Annotated in this window: 17 protein-coding genes and 1 riboswitch; of the genes, 9 read left to right on the top strand and 8 right to left on the bottom strand. The window is 65.2% G+C overall.

What is annotated here, in order from left to right:
* Window positions 1–149: 149 nt before the first annotated feature.
* Together crcB and GGD65_RS39290 are read right to left on the bottom strand one after the other, a co-directional pair.
* Window positions 150–539 carry a fluoride efflux transporter CrcB gene (gene crcB, locus GGD65_RS39295; RefSeq protein WP_183238681.1) on the bottom strand — a complete coding sequence of 130 codons (390 nt, stop codon included), beginning with the start codon at window positions 537–539 and terminating at the stop codon, window positions 150–152.
* 19 nt (window positions 540–558) lie between these two features.
* Window positions 559–1,767 (bottom strand): MFS transporter, encoded by a 1,209-nt coding sequence (locus GGD65_RS39290; RefSeq protein WP_018322581.1) that lies wholly within the window; start codon window positions 1,765–1,767, stop codon window positions 559–561.
* 112 nt (window positions 1,768–1,879) lie between these two features.
* Window positions 1,880–1,970, bottom strand: a riboswitch (Fluoride riboswitch).
* A 272-nt stretch (window positions 1,971–2,242) separates the two neighbouring features.
* Between GGD65_RS39290 and GGD65_RS39285 the strand changes: the two genes are divergently transcribed.
* Together GGD65_RS39285 and GGD65_RS39280 are read left to right on the top strand one after the other, a co-directional pair.
* Window positions 2,243–3,106 carry a DUF1194 domain-containing protein gene (locus tag GGD65_RS39285; RefSeq protein WP_091964726.1) on the top strand — a complete coding sequence of 288 codons (864 nt, stop codon included), beginning with the start codon at window positions 2,243–2,245 and terminating at the stop codon, window positions 3,104–3,106.
* 167 nt (window positions 3,107–3,273) lie between these two features.
* Entirely contained in the window at window positions 3,274–3,909 is a 636-nt protein-coding gene (locus GGD65_RS39280; RefSeq protein WP_018322583.1) for a hypothetical protein, read from the top strand.
* Window positions 3,910–3,945: 36 nt separating this feature from the next.
* Here GGD65_RS39280 and GGD65_RS39275 read toward each other — a convergent pair whose 3' ends face one another.
* Both GGD65_RS39275 and GGD65_RS40920 read right to left on the bottom strand, forming a co-directional pair.
* Window positions 3,946–4,719 carry an enoyl-CoA hydratase/isomerase family protein gene (locus GGD65_RS39275; protein WP_312017779.1) on the bottom strand — a complete coding sequence of 258 codons (774 nt, stop codon included), beginning with the start codon at window positions 4,717–4,719 and terminating at the stop codon, window positions 3,946–3,948.
* Between the two features lie 15 nt (window positions 4,720–4,734).
* A complete protein-coding gene (locus tag GGD65_RS40920) occupies window positions 4,735–4,866 on the bottom strand; it encodes a hypothetical protein (RefSeq protein WP_283813762.1) in 132 nt (43 codons plus the stop codon).
* 104 nt (window positions 4,867–4,970) lie between these two features.
* Between GGD65_RS40920 and GGD65_RS39270 the strand changes: the two genes are divergently transcribed.
* Window positions 4,971–5,354 (top strand): VOC family protein, encoded by a 384-nt coding sequence (locus GGD65_RS39270; protein ID WP_183238679.1) that lies wholly within the window; start codon window positions 4,971–4,973, stop codon window positions 5,352–5,354.
* Window positions 5,355–5,431: 77 nt separating this feature from the next.
* A complete protein-coding gene (locus GGD65_RS39265; protein ID WP_183238678.1) occupies window positions 5,432–6,064 on the top strand; it encodes a hypothetical protein in 633 nt (210 codons plus the stop codon).
* Here GGD65_RS39265 and GGD65_RS39260 read toward each other — a convergent pair.
* Window positions 6,061–7,170, bottom strand: a complete 1,110-nt coding sequence (locus GGD65_RS39260; protein ID WP_246783584.1) for an Acg family FMN-binding oxidoreductase — start codon at window positions 7,168–7,170, stop codon at window positions 6,061–6,063. The genes GGD65_RS39265 and GGD65_RS39260 overlap by 4 nt on opposite strands.
* A gap of 80 nt (window positions 7,171–7,250) precedes the next feature.
* On the bottom strand, window positions 7,251–8,255 hold the full coding sequence (locus tag GGD65_RS39255; protein ID WP_244550723.1) for a GntR family transcriptional regulator: 1,005 nt from the start codon (window positions 8,253–8,255) through the stop codon (window positions 7,251–7,253).
* Between GGD65_RS39255 and GGD65_RS39250 the strand changes: the two genes are divergently transcribed.
* From GGD65_RS39250 to GGD65_RS39230, 5 genes are read left to right on the top strand one after another with little or no spacing between them, the layout of a single operon-like run.
* Window positions 8,249–9,184: a hydroxymethylglutaryl-CoA lyase gene (locus tag GGD65_RS39250; protein WP_183238677.1), complete on the top strand. Its 936-nt coding sequence runs from the start codon at window positions 8,249–8,251 to the stop codon at window positions 9,182–9,184. The two genes, GGD65_RS39255 and GGD65_RS39250, sit on opposite strands and share 7 nt — an antisense overlap.
* On the top strand, window positions 9,181–10,395 hold the full coding sequence (locus GGD65_RS39245) for a CaiB/BaiF CoA-transferase family protein (RefSeq protein ID WP_183238676.1): 1,215 nt from the start codon (window positions 9,181–9,183) through the stop codon (window positions 10,393–10,395). Before GGD65_RS39250 ends, GGD65_RS39245 begins: the two co-directional genes overlap by 4 nt.
* 42 nt (window positions 10,396–10,437) lie before the next feature.
* Window positions 10,438–11,484 (top strand): ABC transporter substrate-binding protein, encoded by a 1,047-nt coding sequence (locus tag GGD65_RS39240; protein WP_183238675.1) that lies wholly within the window; start codon window positions 10,438–10,440, stop codon window positions 11,482–11,484.
* Window positions 11,481–12,329, top strand: a complete 849-nt coding sequence (locus tag GGD65_RS39235; RefSeq protein WP_179735355.1) for an ABC transporter ATP-binding protein — start codon at window positions 11,481–11,483, stop codon at window positions 12,327–12,329. Before GGD65_RS39240 ends, GGD65_RS39235 begins: the two co-directional genes overlap by 4 nt.
* A gap of 2 nt (window positions 12,330–12,331) precedes the next feature.
* Complete coding sequence (locus GGD65_RS39230; RefSeq protein ID WP_179735357.1) at window positions 12,332–13,183, top strand: ABC transporter permease; 852 nt, start codon at window positions 12,332–12,334, stop codon at window positions 13,181–13,183.
* A gap of 10 nt (window positions 13,184–13,193) precedes the next feature.
* Here GGD65_RS39230 and GGD65_RS39225 read toward each other — a convergent pair whose 3' ends face one another.
* Entirely contained in the window at window positions 13,194–14,441 is a 1,248-nt protein-coding gene (locus tag GGD65_RS39225) for a methyltransferase (RefSeq protein ID WP_183238674.1), read from the bottom strand.
* Complete coding sequence (locus tag GGD65_RS39220; RefSeq protein WP_183238673.1) at window positions 14,434–15,168, bottom strand: TlyA family RNA methyltransferase; 735 nt, start codon at window positions 15,166–15,168, stop codon at window positions 14,434–14,436. The genes GGD65_RS39225 and GGD65_RS39220 overlap by 8 nt, the downstream gene beginning before the upstream one ends.
* Window positions 15,169–15,189: the final 21 nt, after the last annotated feature.

Here is a 15,189-nt window from a genome sequence, read left to right as displayed (position 1 = left end):
GGATCGCGCTTCCCTCCGGCGTAAAATCAAGCGCGCTGGCTGGGACAACGCATTCCTCTTGGCCACCCTCAGCCATATGCGATAGCCCTGCCGCAAGCGGGGCGAGGTGAAGCTGTGGCCCGGCCAACGCTTCGACAAATGCCATCGCGCTAGCCTCCCAGACTGTCGGCAAGGAGGAAACCGCAACTGACGGCGGCAAGGCAGAGCCCGACCGAGAACACGACATTGCCGAGCGCATGCATCGCCTCGCCGTTACGCGCGAGTGTCAGCGTCTGCAGGCTGAACGAGGACACCGTGGTGTAGCAGCCGAGAAATCCCGTCACCGCGAACAGCCACGGATTGGGCGTGGCAAAGGCCGAGCCGGGATGGGTCGCCAGCGCGCCGAAAATGCCGATCAGGAAGGCGCCGGTGACGTTGATGGTCATGGTGCCCCACGGAAACGTCTCGCCCAGCCGCCGCGCGATCACGCCGGAAATAAAATAGCGCGCGCAGCCGCCGAGCACGCTACCGACCATGATCGCGATTGCTCCGCTCAGCACGATGAACGACCTCCCATCCTCATTTGTCCTCCGCGGCCAGACCGTTGCCGACGGCCAAGAGTCCCACGAGCGAGACCAGCGCGAAGCCGAGTCCCGCAAAGAAGGTTCCTGCCGGACCATAGGCGTCCCACAGCGCGCCGGCGATCACGCTCGCGGCCAGCAAGGCAAGGCCGGTGAACAGGTTGAAATAGCCGAACGCGGTGCCGCGCAGGCTGGGCGGCGCGGCGTCGGCGACGAGGGCCGAGAGCAATCCTTGCGTCAGTCCCATATGCAGCCCCCACAGCACGACGCCGAGTGCGAGGCCGCCAAGGCTCGGCAGCAGCGCCAGCGCGAGATCGGCACAGGCGAGGAAGACGAGCCCGAGCGCGAGCAGGCCGGTCCGGTTGATCCGGTCCGAGAGCACGCCGGCCGGATAGGCCGACAGCGCGTAGGCGATGTTCATCAGCACCAGCACCGCCGGCACCCACATCGCATTGAGCCCGATGTTCTGAGCCCGCAGGATCAAGAAGGCCTCGCTGAAGCGGGCGAGGGTGAAGACGACGCCGACGGCCACGACGCGCCAATAGACCGTGCCGAGCTGCCGCATCGCGGCGAGATTGAGCGGATTCCCCGCAGGCTCCCGGCTCGGATCCGGCTCCGGCTCGCTCACCGCGAATGCGATCAAGCCGAACGACAGGAAGGCCGGCAGCACCGCCACCCAGAACACCGCGGCAAAATTGTCTGCCGTCCACCACATCAGGCCGATCGCCACGAGCGGCCCGAGGAAGGCGCCGATGGTGTCGAGCGATTGCCGCAGGCCAAAGCTCGCCCCGCGCAGGCCGCGAGGTGCGATATCGGCGATCAGCGCATCGCGCGGCGCGCCGCGTATGCCCTTGCCGACACGGTCGATGAAGCGGGCGGCCACCAGCCATCCGACGCTGGGGGCAAGCGGGAACAACGGTTTGGTGAAGGCCGCGAGCCCATAGCCGAGCGCTGCGAGCAGCTTGCGGCGGCCGAGCCAGTCGGACAACGCGCCGGAGAAGATCTTCGTGATCGAGGCCGTCGCCTCCGCGATGCCCTCGATGAAGCCGACGGTGAGCGTCGAAGCGCCGAGCACGGTGACGAGATAGACCGGCAGGAGCGCGTGGATCATCTCGGAGGAGATGTCCATCAGCATCGAGACGAAGCCAAGCACCCAGATCCCCCTGGGCAACCCGCTACGTGCAGCAGTCGGTGTCGTCGTCGTCACGTCGTCGCCGTCTCCTTCGCGTTCTCCTGGCCAAAGGCCAGACAACAAAAAACCCGCCACCGGCGGGTTTGTCCATGCTCCCGCCAAAGGCAGAGGCCCAATGATTGCCCCTCCTCAAGCAGGAGTCATCAGCGCACTACGGTCCAGGATTCGGGTTCAAGGCCGTCGGGCGGTTATCGGGGGACTCCATCCCCATCTGTCTGGCCAACCTAGCATGGAAATCGTGCCGGACAAGTAGGCGGGACGCTCTGTCCCGCGGCTCGTCGTTCCGGCTTTGCGCATCGCGAGCCCGATGATGCCAGCAATCTGGCGCGTTCCAGCGGCGCGAGCGCGGCAACACGGCGGCAGCTTTGCGCAAGGGCGTGCACATACCCAACCCGCAGCTTCCTAACCTGAATGTGAAGCGCAAGCGATCTTCGCCCTTTGCGGCTCGGCGATTGCATGTCACCATCGCGTCATACGACGGGAGACTGCGATGCGCTTGCTGTTCTCGATCGGGGCTGTGCTGGTTGCCGGCATGTTTGCCGGAGGGGACGTCGCGGGCATCGCGGCACCAGGACCAAAATTTGAACCGCCAAAGAACGAGCCGCAGCGGCTTGCGGCCGACAGGGACGCGCAGACGGTCGACGTCGAGCTGATCCTCGCCGTCGATGTCTCTTACTCCATGGACATGGACGAGCTCGCGATCCAGCGCGAAGGCTATGCGCAGGCGATCCAGTCGAAGGAATTTCTTCAGGCGCTGAAGCTCGGTCCGAACGGTCGGATCGCGGTGACCTATTTCGAGTGGGCCGCCTCGAGCGACCAGAAGATCATCATTCCCTGGCGGCTGGTCGACGGACCGGAGACGGCCGATGCGGTTGCCGCCGAGATCATGAAGACGCCGATCCGGCGCGCCTCGCGTACCTCGATCTCCGGCGCGATCACGTTCGCGATGCCGCTGTTCGACGAGGATCCCTATCGGGGCCTGCGCCGTGTGATCGACATTTCCGGCGACGGCCCCAACAACAATGGCGGCCCCGTCACGGTGGCGCGCGACGCCGCGCTGGAGAAGGGCGTCGTCATCAACGGCCTGCCGATCATGGTCAAGGAGCCGTCCTATTCGACCATGGATATCGATAATCTCGATTTCTATTACGAAGACTGCGTCATCGGCGGTCCAGGCTCCTTCGTCATAACGATCAAGGACCGTGACAAGTTCAAGGAGGCGATCCGCACCAAGCTGCTGATGGAGGTCGCCGGCCGCACGCCGGAGCGCCCCGTGATGCGGGTCGCCGACAAGGAGCCGCGCGTCAATTGCCTGATCGGCGAGAAGATATGGTCGGACCGCTGGGGGCGCTGAAGCCCCCGGGCTGAGACCTTTTGCCCATCCAACCGGCAGTTGAACTTAACGGCTCGTTAACCGGTGCATGGCCCTAATCGGTCGGTTTCTGTCCGTTTCAGTCGGCGTCCCGATATCGCTGAAGCCAAACGAAGTGGGTCTGTCGGGCCCGTCTTCCGAGCAATCATATGGCCGTCATCTCATCCAGCACCAGCCAGATTTCTCCCGCCAATGAGCGGCTGTATCACCAGAGCGCGCTGCTTGGTGACTGGAAGGGCAATTGGGTGGGCAACAACCAGCCCGTCGGCTTCAAGGTCGTGAACATCCGCGGGGCCCGCGCGCAGGTCGAGTACACCCATAACGGGCACACCGAGCGCGGCTTTGCCGAGGTCCAGGGCACGCTCATCACCTTTGGCGGGGTCACGGTCGGCACCAAGGACGGCAAGAACATGGTGATGCTGTTCTCGTTCGGGGGCGCTGGCAAGCAGACCGCCAATCTCGAGAAGCAGGCCCCGCCGGCTTCCGACAGCCGTCTCATGGGAAGCTGGGGCGGCTATTCCAGCGCCAACGGCAAGAGCGCGAGCTTCAAGGTGCTCGCGGTCAATGGCAAGGAAGCCCAGGTCAGCGTCACCACCGACGGCGTCACCCGCCAGGGCACCGGCTACGTCTACAAGAACGTCATCATGTTCGGGCAGACGCAGATCGCGACCGATGACGGGCAGAACGGCAAGGTCATCTACCAGGTCGGCACGAAATCCTTCATGGTGCCGGTCACGAAATATCCGCCGGCCGATTCATCGTCCTCCGTCGACAGGACCGCCTGAACGCGCGGCGACCCGACACGCGGGGGCCTGGTGTCCTCACCATTTCGGCGCCCGCTTCTCCACGAACGCCCTCAAGCCCTCCTGCGCCTCATCCGACGTCGCGACGTTGCAGAAATCGTCCACGGCGCTCGCAATGCTGCGGCGATAGTCGAGATCGATCTGGCGCATGAAGGCGGCGCGGCCCATCCGCAGCACCGCGGCCGATTTGCCGATGAACTGCGCAGCGAGCCTCGCGACCTCGGCCTCGAGCTCCGCATCCGCGACGACGCGGTTCACCACGCCGAGCTCGCGTGCTTCCATGGCGCTGAAGATCCGGCCGGTGAACAGCAGCTCGAAGGCGCGGTGACGTCCGACGATGCGCGGCAGATGCGCGTAGTGGATCGCGGGAATGACGCCGACGTCGATCTCGGGATAGCCGAACGTCGCGCTCTCGGCTGCCAGCACCACGTCGCAGGACACCGCCATGGTCATGCCGCCGCCGCGCGCCGCACCGCCGACCGCGGCGATCGAGGGTTTTCCGAGCCCGTACTGGGCATCGTAAAGGTCGATATAGAGCGCCCGGAGGAATTCCCGGATCTCGGCGCCAGACCTGCCAAGCAGGATGTCGAGGTCGAGGCCCGCCGAAAAACGTTCTGCAATTGCGCTCGCCAGCACGACAACGCGTGCGCCGTCGTCATCCGCAGCGCGGCGGAAGGCGGCGACGACGCTGCGGATCATCTCGAGGCTCAGAGCATTGACCGGCGGGCGGCGCAGCGTGATGCGGGCGATGTTGCGAACGCATTCGTACGCGACGGGATTGTCAGAGGTCACCGCGTTCTCCATGCTTCATTGGGGCAGCACCTTCAACTCCCGCTCGACCTTGCGCAAGCCTTCGCAGGCGGCCGCAAGCGCGCCATCGCCGATCAGCCGCCAGGCATCGTCGGCCCCTTCCGCCAGATGCGGGATCGTCAGCGGCAAGAGCGCGGCTTCCTAACCAGCTTACGTTGCGGCGCGACCCGTGCAAGACCTCGGGCGCGCATGCTAGGCTGCGCTCTGGAGATTGCTCGCGACGGAGAGGACAGATGACCGACGAACATCTCATGATGGCCGGCTCGGCCACCGTTTTCGTCGTCTCCGACATCGCCGCGAGCCTCGCCTATTACCGCGACGTGCTCGGGTTCGAGGTCACCTTCGAATATGGTGAGCCGCTGTCCTACGCCTGCCTCTGTCGCGAGGAGGTCGCCCTGCATCTGCTGGCAGCGGCCAGGACGAAACGCTTGCCCGGGCAGGGCGGCCTCTGCATTTTCGTCCGCGACGTCGACCTGCTCTATGCCGAATTGTCCGGCCGTGGCGCCAGGCCCATCAACCAGCCGGAGGATCGCGATTACGGCATGCGCGATTTCGACATCGTTGATGCCGACGGCAATCAGCTCACTTTCGGCATGGGTATCCCGGAACCCGGCTGAGGCGATGCCGGCGCGGCCTCGCTGGCATTCCTCATCGCCGGAGGGTATGATTTGCGAGGTTTTCGAAGGTTACCTGAATGTCCCGCCTTGCAGCTTCATGCGGTCTTGCAGCTATCGTCGCCGTGCTCTGCCTCGGCGGCACCTCCGTCGATGCGCAAGTTGCACCGCTGAGATATGTCATACCGGGCGGACCGTTTGGCTTTGGCGGCAGCGATGGCCAAGGCTCCGATCCTTACGGCAATTTTCCGAGCTTCAATGCCGGTGACGCAGGCGGGCGCACCAATTTTGCGAACGGCTTCTTCGTCGGCAGCCAGCGCGGCAACCTCAATTGGAGCGGCCTCAGTCAGACCGGACTTGGTCAGAGTGGATTTGGTCAGAGCGGTTTTGCCGGCAATTTCAGCGCGCTCTCGTATGACAGCACCCAGTTCGGCTACACCACCAAAACCTTGGGCGACATGCCCGTCACCTTTTTTGCCGGTTTCGACACGCTGAAATATGGCAACGGCATCGGCAGCTCGCTTGCGCCGCTGACGTCCGGTGCGACGCCCGGCACCAGCGCATTTGCGGGCGTCGAGTTCAAGCCGACCTCCAACCTCAGTCTGTCGTTCGGCGCCGGTTTCATCCAGCAGGACTCGGGTCGCATGGACAGCGATATCAGATCGAACATGCTGCCCGGCGAGTCGCCGGCCCTGAGCGGTCTTCGGCGTTAGGATCGCATCACCAGTTCAGGCGGACGCCGCAGCGATTTCGGCAGGTCCGGGCCGTACCCGAAACGCATCACGATATCGGGGCGCCGCTCGCCGAGTCCGAGTGAGGCCGCGAATTGCGGCCTCAGCGCCGCCACCTCGACCGGCTGGTTGACGAAGGCATATTTCAGTCCCAGCGCGGTCGCCTGCAAGCCGAAGCGCTGGCAGGCGCGCCCCACTGCAATCCAGCGCGGTGTGTCGCTGCGATTGGCCGTGAGCACGACGACGCCCGCAGAGCTGACGAGCTGTTCGCGGTACTTCTTGTTTTCGCCGCTCTCCGTGAAGAAGAGTTTCATAAGCGGCCGCGCCAGCCACGACGGCAGGGACGGGTTTCCCGAGGCGGGTGAGAACAACCCGTCCATGCTCGCGAGCGCCTCCGTCTCGTTGAAGCGAATCCAGTTCACGAGCTCGCGCATGAAGGCCCCGTCGCGCATCTGCGCGGCGTTGCCTTCGAGCACGTAGTCGGCGACCTTCGCGATCGCGGCGTGCTCGGTCAGCAGGATGGTTGTGACATCAGGTTCGCGACAGGCGTTCTCGAGCCGGCGCAAGGTCTCGGGCGGGGCCGGCCTGCCGTCGAACGTCGCGCGCGTGCATTGCCGTACCGGAATCGCGGCCGCCAACGCCGATGCGGCGGGCGGTGTTTCCTCGAGCGTGATCACGATGCGGTCGCCGTCGATGACCGGGTCGGCGCGCCAGCCCAGCGTGGATGCAGCGAGGATGAGGTTTTCGGCGGCGCAGCCGAGGCTGACGAAGAGGTGATGATCGTCCGGATCGACAGCCGGACAGCGGCGCGAAAAATCCGGCGCGATCGTGATTTCGTTGCCGTGCGCGGAGAAGACCCACGGCTGGGTGTTATGGCTATTGGCGGCGAGGGTGGCAAAGCGCACGAGCTCGCGATCCCGTGGCACGGCCTGCAGCGGAGCCCGCGACGTCGTCACCGCCGCGTCATAGGTCATCGTTGCTCCCGCGGCAGGGAAGCCGCCGATCGCAGCCGCGGGAATCCCGAGTGCGGCCGCGATGAACTGCCGTCGGTGAACCACAAACGTCCGCTCCATGTCCTTGCGCAGCATGCCTCTAGCAGCAACGGGCGCCAGAACGATTGACCGGAATCAAGATCAGATGACCGGTCCACGCAATTCTGGTTTGGGCATCACGACAAGCCCGCCACCAGCGGCCTTTGCAGGTGCCTGGCCATCAGTTCCGCCGCCTCCGTGTAACGTCGCGTTTCCAGGACGTCGAGCAGGCGCAAATGCTCGCGCACGTGCCGGCGCATGCCGTCGCGGTCGGCGAAGCTGCGATAGGCGAACAGGCGTCTGATCGAGTTCACGCGCTTGAGCGCTTCGAGAAAAAAGGGATTGCCGGCGCCGCGGATGATGTCTTCGTGGAATTCGCAGCCGGAGTGAAAGATCTCGCCGATCGTCATCTTCTCGATCTCGCCTTCGAACACGCGCTGTTGGCGCTCGCGCAGGCGTGTGATCACCTCCTGCGGCAGCGTAAAACCCGGCTGCGCGATCGCCGCCGGCTCGATCACCGCGCGAAACGCCTTGGCCTGTGCTTGAGCTTCGGGGCTTGAGACCGTCTCTGCGAAACGCCAGCCATAGCCCGGCAGGCGTGCGATCCAGCCCTCGGCAGCGATCCTGTCCAGCAGCCGCTGCAGCTCGGCCCGCGTGACGTCATAGCGGCGCATCAGCTCCGCCTCGGTAACGTCGGTCGGCAGCCGGCTCGCGAGCACGTCGCCTGCGACGGACGCATAAACCTGCTCGTTGCGCCTCACTGCCGCGAGCGCCGGTTGGGCTGCGCCGCTGGTGGGATTCTTGGCCAGCACAAAACCGCGATGCGGCTCGCCGCGCGCCAGCCCCGCTGCTTCTAGCGCCTTCAGGCCGAGCCGGATCGGCGCGCGCGAAAGGTCCAGCGCATCGGCAAGCCTTTGTTCGATCAGGCGGTCGCCGGCCTTCATGCCTTCGCGCCGGGCCAGCGCCATGATGAGCCCGGCAAGGTGTTCGGCGCGTTCGGAACCGTTCTTGTCGGTGCGTTGTCGGGAACTGTCTGATGAGCTCATTGCACTGCACGCGAGATTTAGGGCTTGACAGACTGTCCCACGGATTGTTCTTTTATGCAACAATATACAATCGACCCAGGGAGAGCCCGATGGCACGCGCGCCGGATGTCCATATTTGCGAGGTCGCTCCCCGCGATGGTCTGCAGAATCTCGACATCTTCGTTCCGACCGAAGCCAAATGCGCGCTGATCGACACGATCGCCGCTGCCGGCGTGCGCGAGATCGATGCCGGCTCGTTCGTGCCGCCAAAGGTCGTGCCGCAATTCGCCGACGTCGATACGGTGATGACACACGCGCTCACGCACAAATCGGCGACCATCGGTGCGCTAGTGCCGAACGTGAAGGGCGCCGAGCGCGCCATCGCCGCCGGTGTCAACGCCGTCTACTTCGTGATCTCCGCCAGCGAGACGCATAATCGCGCCAATGTGCGCCGCACGGTCGATGAGCAGATCGAGGGATTTCGCGCGGTCCGCGCCGCGATCGACGCCCGGCCCGTGGGCCAGCGGCCGCAATTGATGGGCGCGATTGCCACCGCCTTCGGCTGCTCGCTGGAGGGCGAGGTGAGCGAGGCAGCCGTGTGCCGGGTGGCGCGCGCTTTTGCCGAGGCCCGTGCCGACGAGATCGGCCTTGCCGACACCGTCGGCTATGCCACCCCGAAATTGATCGGGCAGATCATCCAAGCCGTGCGGGGTGAGGTCGGGTCGGAAATGACGCTGCGGCTGCATCTGCACGACACGCTCGGTGCGGGCCTTGCCAATGCCGTCGCCGGTCTCGAAGCCGGCATCCGCCGTTTCGACGCTGCGGTGTCCGGCCTCGGTGGCTGCCCCTTTGCTCCCGGTGCGCGCGGCAACATCGTCACCGAGGACCTCGTGTTCATGCTGGAACGCATGGGGCTCTCCACCGGCATCGACCTCGACCGTCTGATGCAGACGCGCGAGATCCTCGCCCGCCATATCCCGGCAAAACATTTGACGGGGCATCTGCACGAGGCGGGCATTCCCAAAGTCCTGCGGTGCGCGGCATGACCCCCGCTGCACATGAGACGGCATCGGAGCTTCGCCCGCTCGCCGGACTTCGCGTCATCGAGTTCAGTCAGATGGTGATGGGGCCGAGCTGCGGCTTGATCCTCGCCGATCTCGGCGCCGACGTGATCAAGGTCGAGCCGCCCAAGGGCGACCGCACCCGCACTTTCAAGGGTCCAGCCGCCGGTTTCTTCGCCACCTACAGCCGAAACAAGCGCAGCATCGCGCTGGATACGTCGACCGCGGACGGCCAGAACGTCGCACGCAGGCTGATCGAGAACAGCGATGTCCTGATCGAGAATTTCCGGCCGGGCCTCTTGAAACGGATCGGCCTCGACTACGAGAGCGTCGCGGCGTTTGCGCCCCGCCTGATCTATTGCTCGCTCAAGGGCTATCTGCCCGGCCCGTACGAGAACCGCCTCGCGCTCGACGAGGTGGTGCAGATGATGGGTGGCCTCGCTTATATGACCGGCTTGCCCGATCGTCCCATGCGCGCCGGGGCCTCGGTCAACGACGTCATGGGCGGCATGTTCGGCGTGATCGCGATCCAGGCCGCGCTCGCCGAGCGGCAGCGGACCGGCCGCGGCCGTTACATCCAGAGCGCGCTGTACGAAAACAACGTGTTCCTGATGGCGCAGGCCATGATGTGCGAGGTGGTCAGCGGCCAGCCGTCGATCCCGTATTCCATCAAGGACAGTCCGTGGCCGGTCTACGATCTCTTCGACACCAGGGACGGCTCGAAGCTGTTCGTCACCATCGTCGGCGAAGAGCAATGGGCGGCGTTCTGCCGCGCCTTCGATCGTGACGCCTGGCTCGTTGATCCGCGCTTTGCCACGAGCAACGACCGCGTCGATCATCGCAGCTGGCTGATCCCGGAAATCGCGAAGATCTTCAAGCAATGGGACAAGGCCGATCTCGCTGCGCGCCTCGAGCAGCTGGATCTGCCCTACGCGCCGGTCAACAAGCCCGGCGATCTCTTCGATGATCCGCATCTCAACCAGTCGGGCGGTCTGACCGATATTCGGCTGCCCGATGGCGGCGAGGCCAAGACACCGCTGTTGCCGATTTCCATGGACGGAAGGCGGCTGCCCAACCGCTACGATCCACCTGGGATCGGTGAGCACAGCGGCGAGATCCTGCGCGAGATCGGCATGTCTCCGGAAGACATCGAGGCGCTGCGACAAGCAGGGACGATCAAGTTCGCGCCGTCCTGACCGATCCGCGTAATCGAACAAAAAACGAGGGAGGAGGAGCACATGAGCATTACTAGGCGCCAGGCGCTGATCGCGGGCTCCGCATTGGCCGGAGCATCGCTGTTGCCGGGGCGATTGCTTGCGCAGAGCAAGCAGGTCTCCCTTGCGTTCGGACCAGTGTCGCCGGTCTACGCCATCGGCATGATCGCGGAGCTGAAGGGGTACTTCAAGGACGAGGGGCTCGATTCCAAGCTCATCACCGGCAATGCCGGCACGTTCGGACGCCAGACGCTGGCGGCAGGGCAGGCGCTGTTCGCGCATGGCGATGCCAGTCACCCGCTCCAGCTCGGCGCGCGCGGCAAGCCATGCAAGATCCTGCTCGCCACCGAGATGGTGTGCTCCTACGCCAACATCATGGTCCGGCAGGATCTCCACGACAGCGGGATCAATTCGGTCGAGAAGCTCGCCGACTACAAGCGGCCGGACGGCGCCAAGCCGATCGTTGCCGCCACCGCGATCGGCTCGGGCACCTGGGTGTTCGGCACCTATGTGTTCGAAGCGCGCGGGCTCGGCGACAAGGTGAACTGGGTCGCAGGCGGCGGGACCAACACGATGTTCCCCTCGCTCCAGACCAAGCAGTTCGACGCGATCATGGCGCCGCCGAGCTGGATCGTCGAGGTCGAGAAGAAAGGGTTTGGCAAGACGATTTACGACACGTCCAAGCCGGGCGTGTTCGAGAAGGATTTCGGCGGCACGCTGCCCGTGCTCGTGATCTACACGCTCCAGGACACGGTGGAGCAGGACAAGGCGTTGGTGCAGGCCTACGTCAATGCGATCTACCGCGCGATGGCGTTCGTGAAGGCGGCGCCACTCGCGGAGGTGCAGGCGCTGGTCACGCCGAAATATTTCTCGGGCATCGATCCCGACGCGGTCAATGCCGAACTCGGCTTCGACAAGTCGACCTGGGCCTATGACGGCGTCATCGACAAGACTGCGTTCGAACGCGGCGCCAAGCCCTGGTACCGCAAGGGCACGGATATTCCAGAGACCAAATACGAGGATGTCGTCGACATGAGCTTCCTCCAGGCCGCCAGGGCGAAATACAAATGATCGCCGCGACGGGCCAAGGCCTTGCGCTCGCGCGCGACTACGATCACACAGCGGCAGCGCGCGTCCGCATTGCCGTGCAGGGGCTTGCCAAGCGCTTCAACGCGTCCGGCCGCGAGTTCGTGGCGGTGGATGACGTCTCATTCGAGGTCAAGCAGGGCGAGTTCGTTGCGCTGCTGGGTCCATCCGGCTGCGGCAAGAGCACCATTCTCAACATGGTCGCGGGATTGTTGCCGCGCTCGGGTGGACGCATCCTGATCGACGAGGACGCGGTCGAGACCGGCACGGTCAACCCCAGGGTCGGTTATGTCTTCCAGCGCGATACGCTATTTCCCTGGCGAACCGTGGAGCAGAACATCGGCTATGGGCTGGAGATCGCCGGGTTGCCGAAGACCGAGCGCGCCAGCCGCGTCGCTTCGGCGGTCGAGAAGGCCGGGCTCTCGGGCTTTGGTCAGAGTTTTCCACGCATGCTGTCCGGCGGCATGCGCCAGCGCGTCGCCTTGATGCGCACGCTGATCCTGGAGCCCGAGATCCTGCTGATGGATGAGCCGTTCGGTGCGCTCGACACCCACACCAAGCTGGAGATGCACAAGACGCTGCTGGAGATCTGGGAACGCGAGCGGCAGACGGTGCTGTTCGTGACGCACGATCTCGGCGAGGCGCTGACGCTCGCGAGCCGCATCATCCTGCTCTCGGCCCGGCCCGGGCGTCTCAAGGAAGATTTCGACGTCGCCATCCCGCGGCCGCGTGACCCCGTGGCCGTGCGCGAGAGCGCCGAATTCGGCCGCCTCTATTCTCACATCTGGCACTCCCTCGGCGAAGAATTCCGCCGCACCAGGGTCGATTGACCATGTCCAACAACCGCGCCGTGATTCTGTTCTGGCAATTGGCCATTCTCGCAGCCGTGCTCGTCATCTGGCAGTGGGGCTTTGAATGGAGCAAGGCGTTGCTGCCGAGGGCTTACGTGCCCAAAATCCTCGATCCCTATTTTGTCGCCAAGCCGTCGCTGATCTGGCAGAGCTTTCTGCGGCTCGGCTGCTTCGCTGACGCTGGCGGCTTTGCCGCCTGCATCAGGGGCAACGACAACAATCTTTGGCTCGCCACGCTCGTCACGCTGAAGAATACCTGGTGGGGCTTTCTGTTCGGCTCTGCGAGCGGGATCGCGGCTGGCCTGGTCCTCGGCCGTTCGGATTTCCTTGCCCGCGTGTTCGGACCCTACATCGTGGCGCTCAACTCGATACCGCGCATTGCGCTGGTACCGCTCGTCATCCTGATCTTCGGCCTTGGCGATCTCTCCAAGATCGCGACCGCCTGGCTCGTCGTGTTCTTCGTGGTGTTCTTCAACACCTTCGAGGGAACGCGTGCGGTCGACCGCGACCAGATCGCTGCCGCCCGTCTGCTCGGCGCCAGCGAGTTCACCGTGCTGCGTACGGTCGTGATCCCGTCCGCGCTCGCCTGGGTGTTCGCTTCGCTATTGCCGGCGGTGTCTTTTGCGCTGATCGGCGTCATCGTTGGCGAGTTCATCGGCGCCGAGCGCGGCCTCGGCAAGCTCATCATCGAGGCGGAGGCGCGGGCCAATGCCAGCGAGATGATGGTGGCCATCTTCGTCATGATGTTCGTCGGCATCCTGCTGGCGATCGCGGTGCGCTCGCTACAGTCCTATCTGCTACGATGGCAGCCGCAATTCGAGCCATCGGCATAGCGGCCTGACCTCAACGGCTGAACCGCGCCACCAGCTCCACATGCGGCGTGTGCCGGAACTGATCGACCGGCACCACCACCTCCAGCCGATAGCCGCCGTCGATCAGCACCCGCGCGTCGCGGGCAAATGTCGCGACGTTGCAGGACACCGCGATCACGACCGGCACCTTGCTCGCGGCGAGCTTAAGCGCCTGCGCCTGTGCGCCCTGGCGCGGCGGGTCGAATACGACGGCGTCGAAGTCACGTAGCTCGGGCGGCACCAGGGGGCGGCGGAACAGATCGCGCGGCTCGGCCTTGATCGGCTTCAGGCCCGGCGTGCGCGCGGCTTTCGCCAGCGCTGCGACAGCGCCGGCGTCGTTGTCATAGGCGATGACGCGGGCCTTCTCTGCGAGCCGCAGAGCGAACGGACCGACACCGCAGAAAAGGTCGAGAACCTCCTTGGCCTTGCCGATGCGCTCGGCGACGAGCGCTGCCAGCGTCTCTTCGCCCGCCACGGTCGCCTGCAGAAACGAGCCCGGCGGCAGCGTCACCTCGGCGCGGCCCATCTTTATTGTCGGCGCCAGGCGTTGCAGCACCAATTCGCCATGCCGCGTCAGCCGCGCCAGGCGGTGCTGCTCGGCGACGCGCGAGAGCGCGGTGACGAGCGCCGTCGGCAGCGGGCCGGAGCCGCGCACGTCGACATCGAGGCCGTTGGCGGTGGCGGTGACCTGGATGTCCAGCGGCTTGGTCACCGGCATCCTGGACGTCAAAGGCTCGGCGAGCGCCCAGGCGGCATCGAGCGCGCCGTCGAGTCCGGGATCGAGGATCGGGCAGCGATGAATCGGGATGACGTCGTGTGAGCTCGTCGCCGAGAAACCGACCTTGAGGATATCATGCGTGCCGAAGCGGCCATGCAGCGTGACGCGGCGGCGTCCGGCGCCATGGGCATCGACCAGCGGCGCGACCTCGCATGCGATGCCGGCCTGGGCCAGCGTCTCCACCACGATGCCGCGCTTCCAGGCGTGATATGGCTCGGCCGCCCAATGCTGGATGGCGCAGCCGCCACAGACGCCGAAATGCGGACAGAACGGCTCGATGCGCTCGGGGCTTGCGACGTCGACTGCGAGCAGCTTGCGGCGATCGGGATGGTTGCCCACGACGTGATCGACCTCGACGGTCTCGCCGCCAAGCGTGTAGGGCACATAGATCGCTTCGCCGGCGTCGAGGCTGACGCCGTCGCCGCGATGGCCGACATGATCGATCCTGATGCGCTCAACCACGACGCGCGCCCAGGAAGAATTCGATATTGCCGTCGCCGCCGGTGATCGGCGAGGGGAATATCTCGATGTCGGTGCAGCCGAGCGAGGCGGCAAAGGCGGCGATGTCGTCGCAGATTTCCCGGTGCACGGCGGCGTCGCGGACGATGCCCTTCTTGTTGTGCTTCCTGTCAGCCTCGAATTGCGGCTTGATCAGCGCCAGCAGGCTCATCGGCGCTGCCGCCAGCGACAGCGCCACCGGCAACACGGTCTTCAGCGAGATGAAGCTGACGTCGATGACGACGACATCGGGCCGTGCCGGCAGCCGCTTGCCCTCATAGCTGCGGATGTCGGTCTCCTCCATCGACACGATCTTGGGATGGTCGCGCAGCGAAGGATGCAGCTGGATGGTGCCGACGTCGATGGCGAACACCAGGCTCGCGCCGTTCGCCAGCAGCACCTCGGTGAAGCCGCCGGTGGAGGCGCCGACGTCGAGGCAGACATGATCTTCGATCTCGATCGGATACCGTTCCAGCGCGCCGGCGAGCTTGACGCCGCCGCGGGAGACATAGGGGTGCGCGGGCTCGGCCTGGATCACGGCGTCCTCGGCAATCGTCTCCGACGGTTTGGCGACCGGCTTGTCGTCGGCGGTGACGAGCCCGGCCTCGATCGCCGCGCGCGCCCGCGCCCGGCTCTCGAACAGGCCGCGCTCGACCAGCAATACATCAGCGCGCTTGCGGGCAGGGGACATCACGCTCTCTTGGTACGGGTC

The organism is Bradyrhizobium sp. CIR18 (genome assembly GCF_014198295.1).
In the GTDB taxonomy this organism is placed as follows: domain Bacteria; phylum Pseudomonadota; class Alphaproteobacteria; order Rhizobiales; family Xanthobacteraceae; genus Bradyrhizobium.
The sequence above is the reverse complement of the archived record's forward strand: the minus strand, read 5'-3'. Positions and strand labels throughout refer to the sequence as shown.

Bases quoted from the DNA above. Each gene is read 5' to 3' on its own strand.
- GGD65_RS39240 (WP_183238675.1), top strand. From the start codon at position 10,438: ATGAGCATTACTAGGCGCCAGGCGCTGATCGCGGGCTCCGCATTGGCC.
- GGD65_RS39220 (WP_183238673.1), bottom strand. From the start codon at position 15,168: ATGTCCCCTGCCCGCAAGCGCGCTGATGTATTGCTGGTCGAGCGCGGC.
- GGD65_RS39245 (WP_183238676.1), top strand. From the start codon at position 9,181: ATGACCCCCGCTGCACATGAGACGGCATCGGAGCTTCGCCCGCTCGCC.
- GGD65_RS39280 (WP_018322583.1), top strand. From the start codon at position 3,274: ATGGCCGTCATCTCATCCAGCACCAGCCAGATTTCTCCCGCCAATGAG.
- GGD65_RS39270 (WP_183238679.1), top strand. From the start codon at position 4,971: ATGACCGACGAACATCTCATGATGGCCGGCTCGGCCACCGTTTTCGTC.
- GGD65_RS39250 (WP_183238677.1), top strand. From the start codon at position 8,249: ATGGCACGCGCGCCGGATGTCCATATTTGCGAGGTCGCTCCCCGCGAT.
- GGD65_RS39230 (WP_179735357.1), top strand. From the start codon at position 12,332: ATGTCCAACAACCGCGCCGTGATTCTGTTCTGGCAATTGGCCATTCTC.
- GGD65_RS39235 (WP_179735355.1), top strand. From the start codon at position 11,481: ATGATCGCCGCGACGGGCCAAGGCCTTGCGCTCGCGCGCGACTACGAT.
- GGD65_RS39265 (WP_183238678.1), top strand. From the start codon at position 5,432: ATGTCCCGCCTTGCAGCTTCATGCGGTCTTGCAGCTATCGTCGCCGTG.
- GGD65_RS39260 (WP_246783584.1), bottom strand. From the start codon at position 7,170: ATGCTGCGCAAGGACATGGAGCGGACGTTTGTGGTTCACCGACGGCAG.
- GGD65_RS39285 (WP_091964726.1), top strand. From the start codon at position 2,243: ATGCGCTTGCTGTTCTCGATCGGGGCTGTGCTGGTTGCCGGCATGTTT.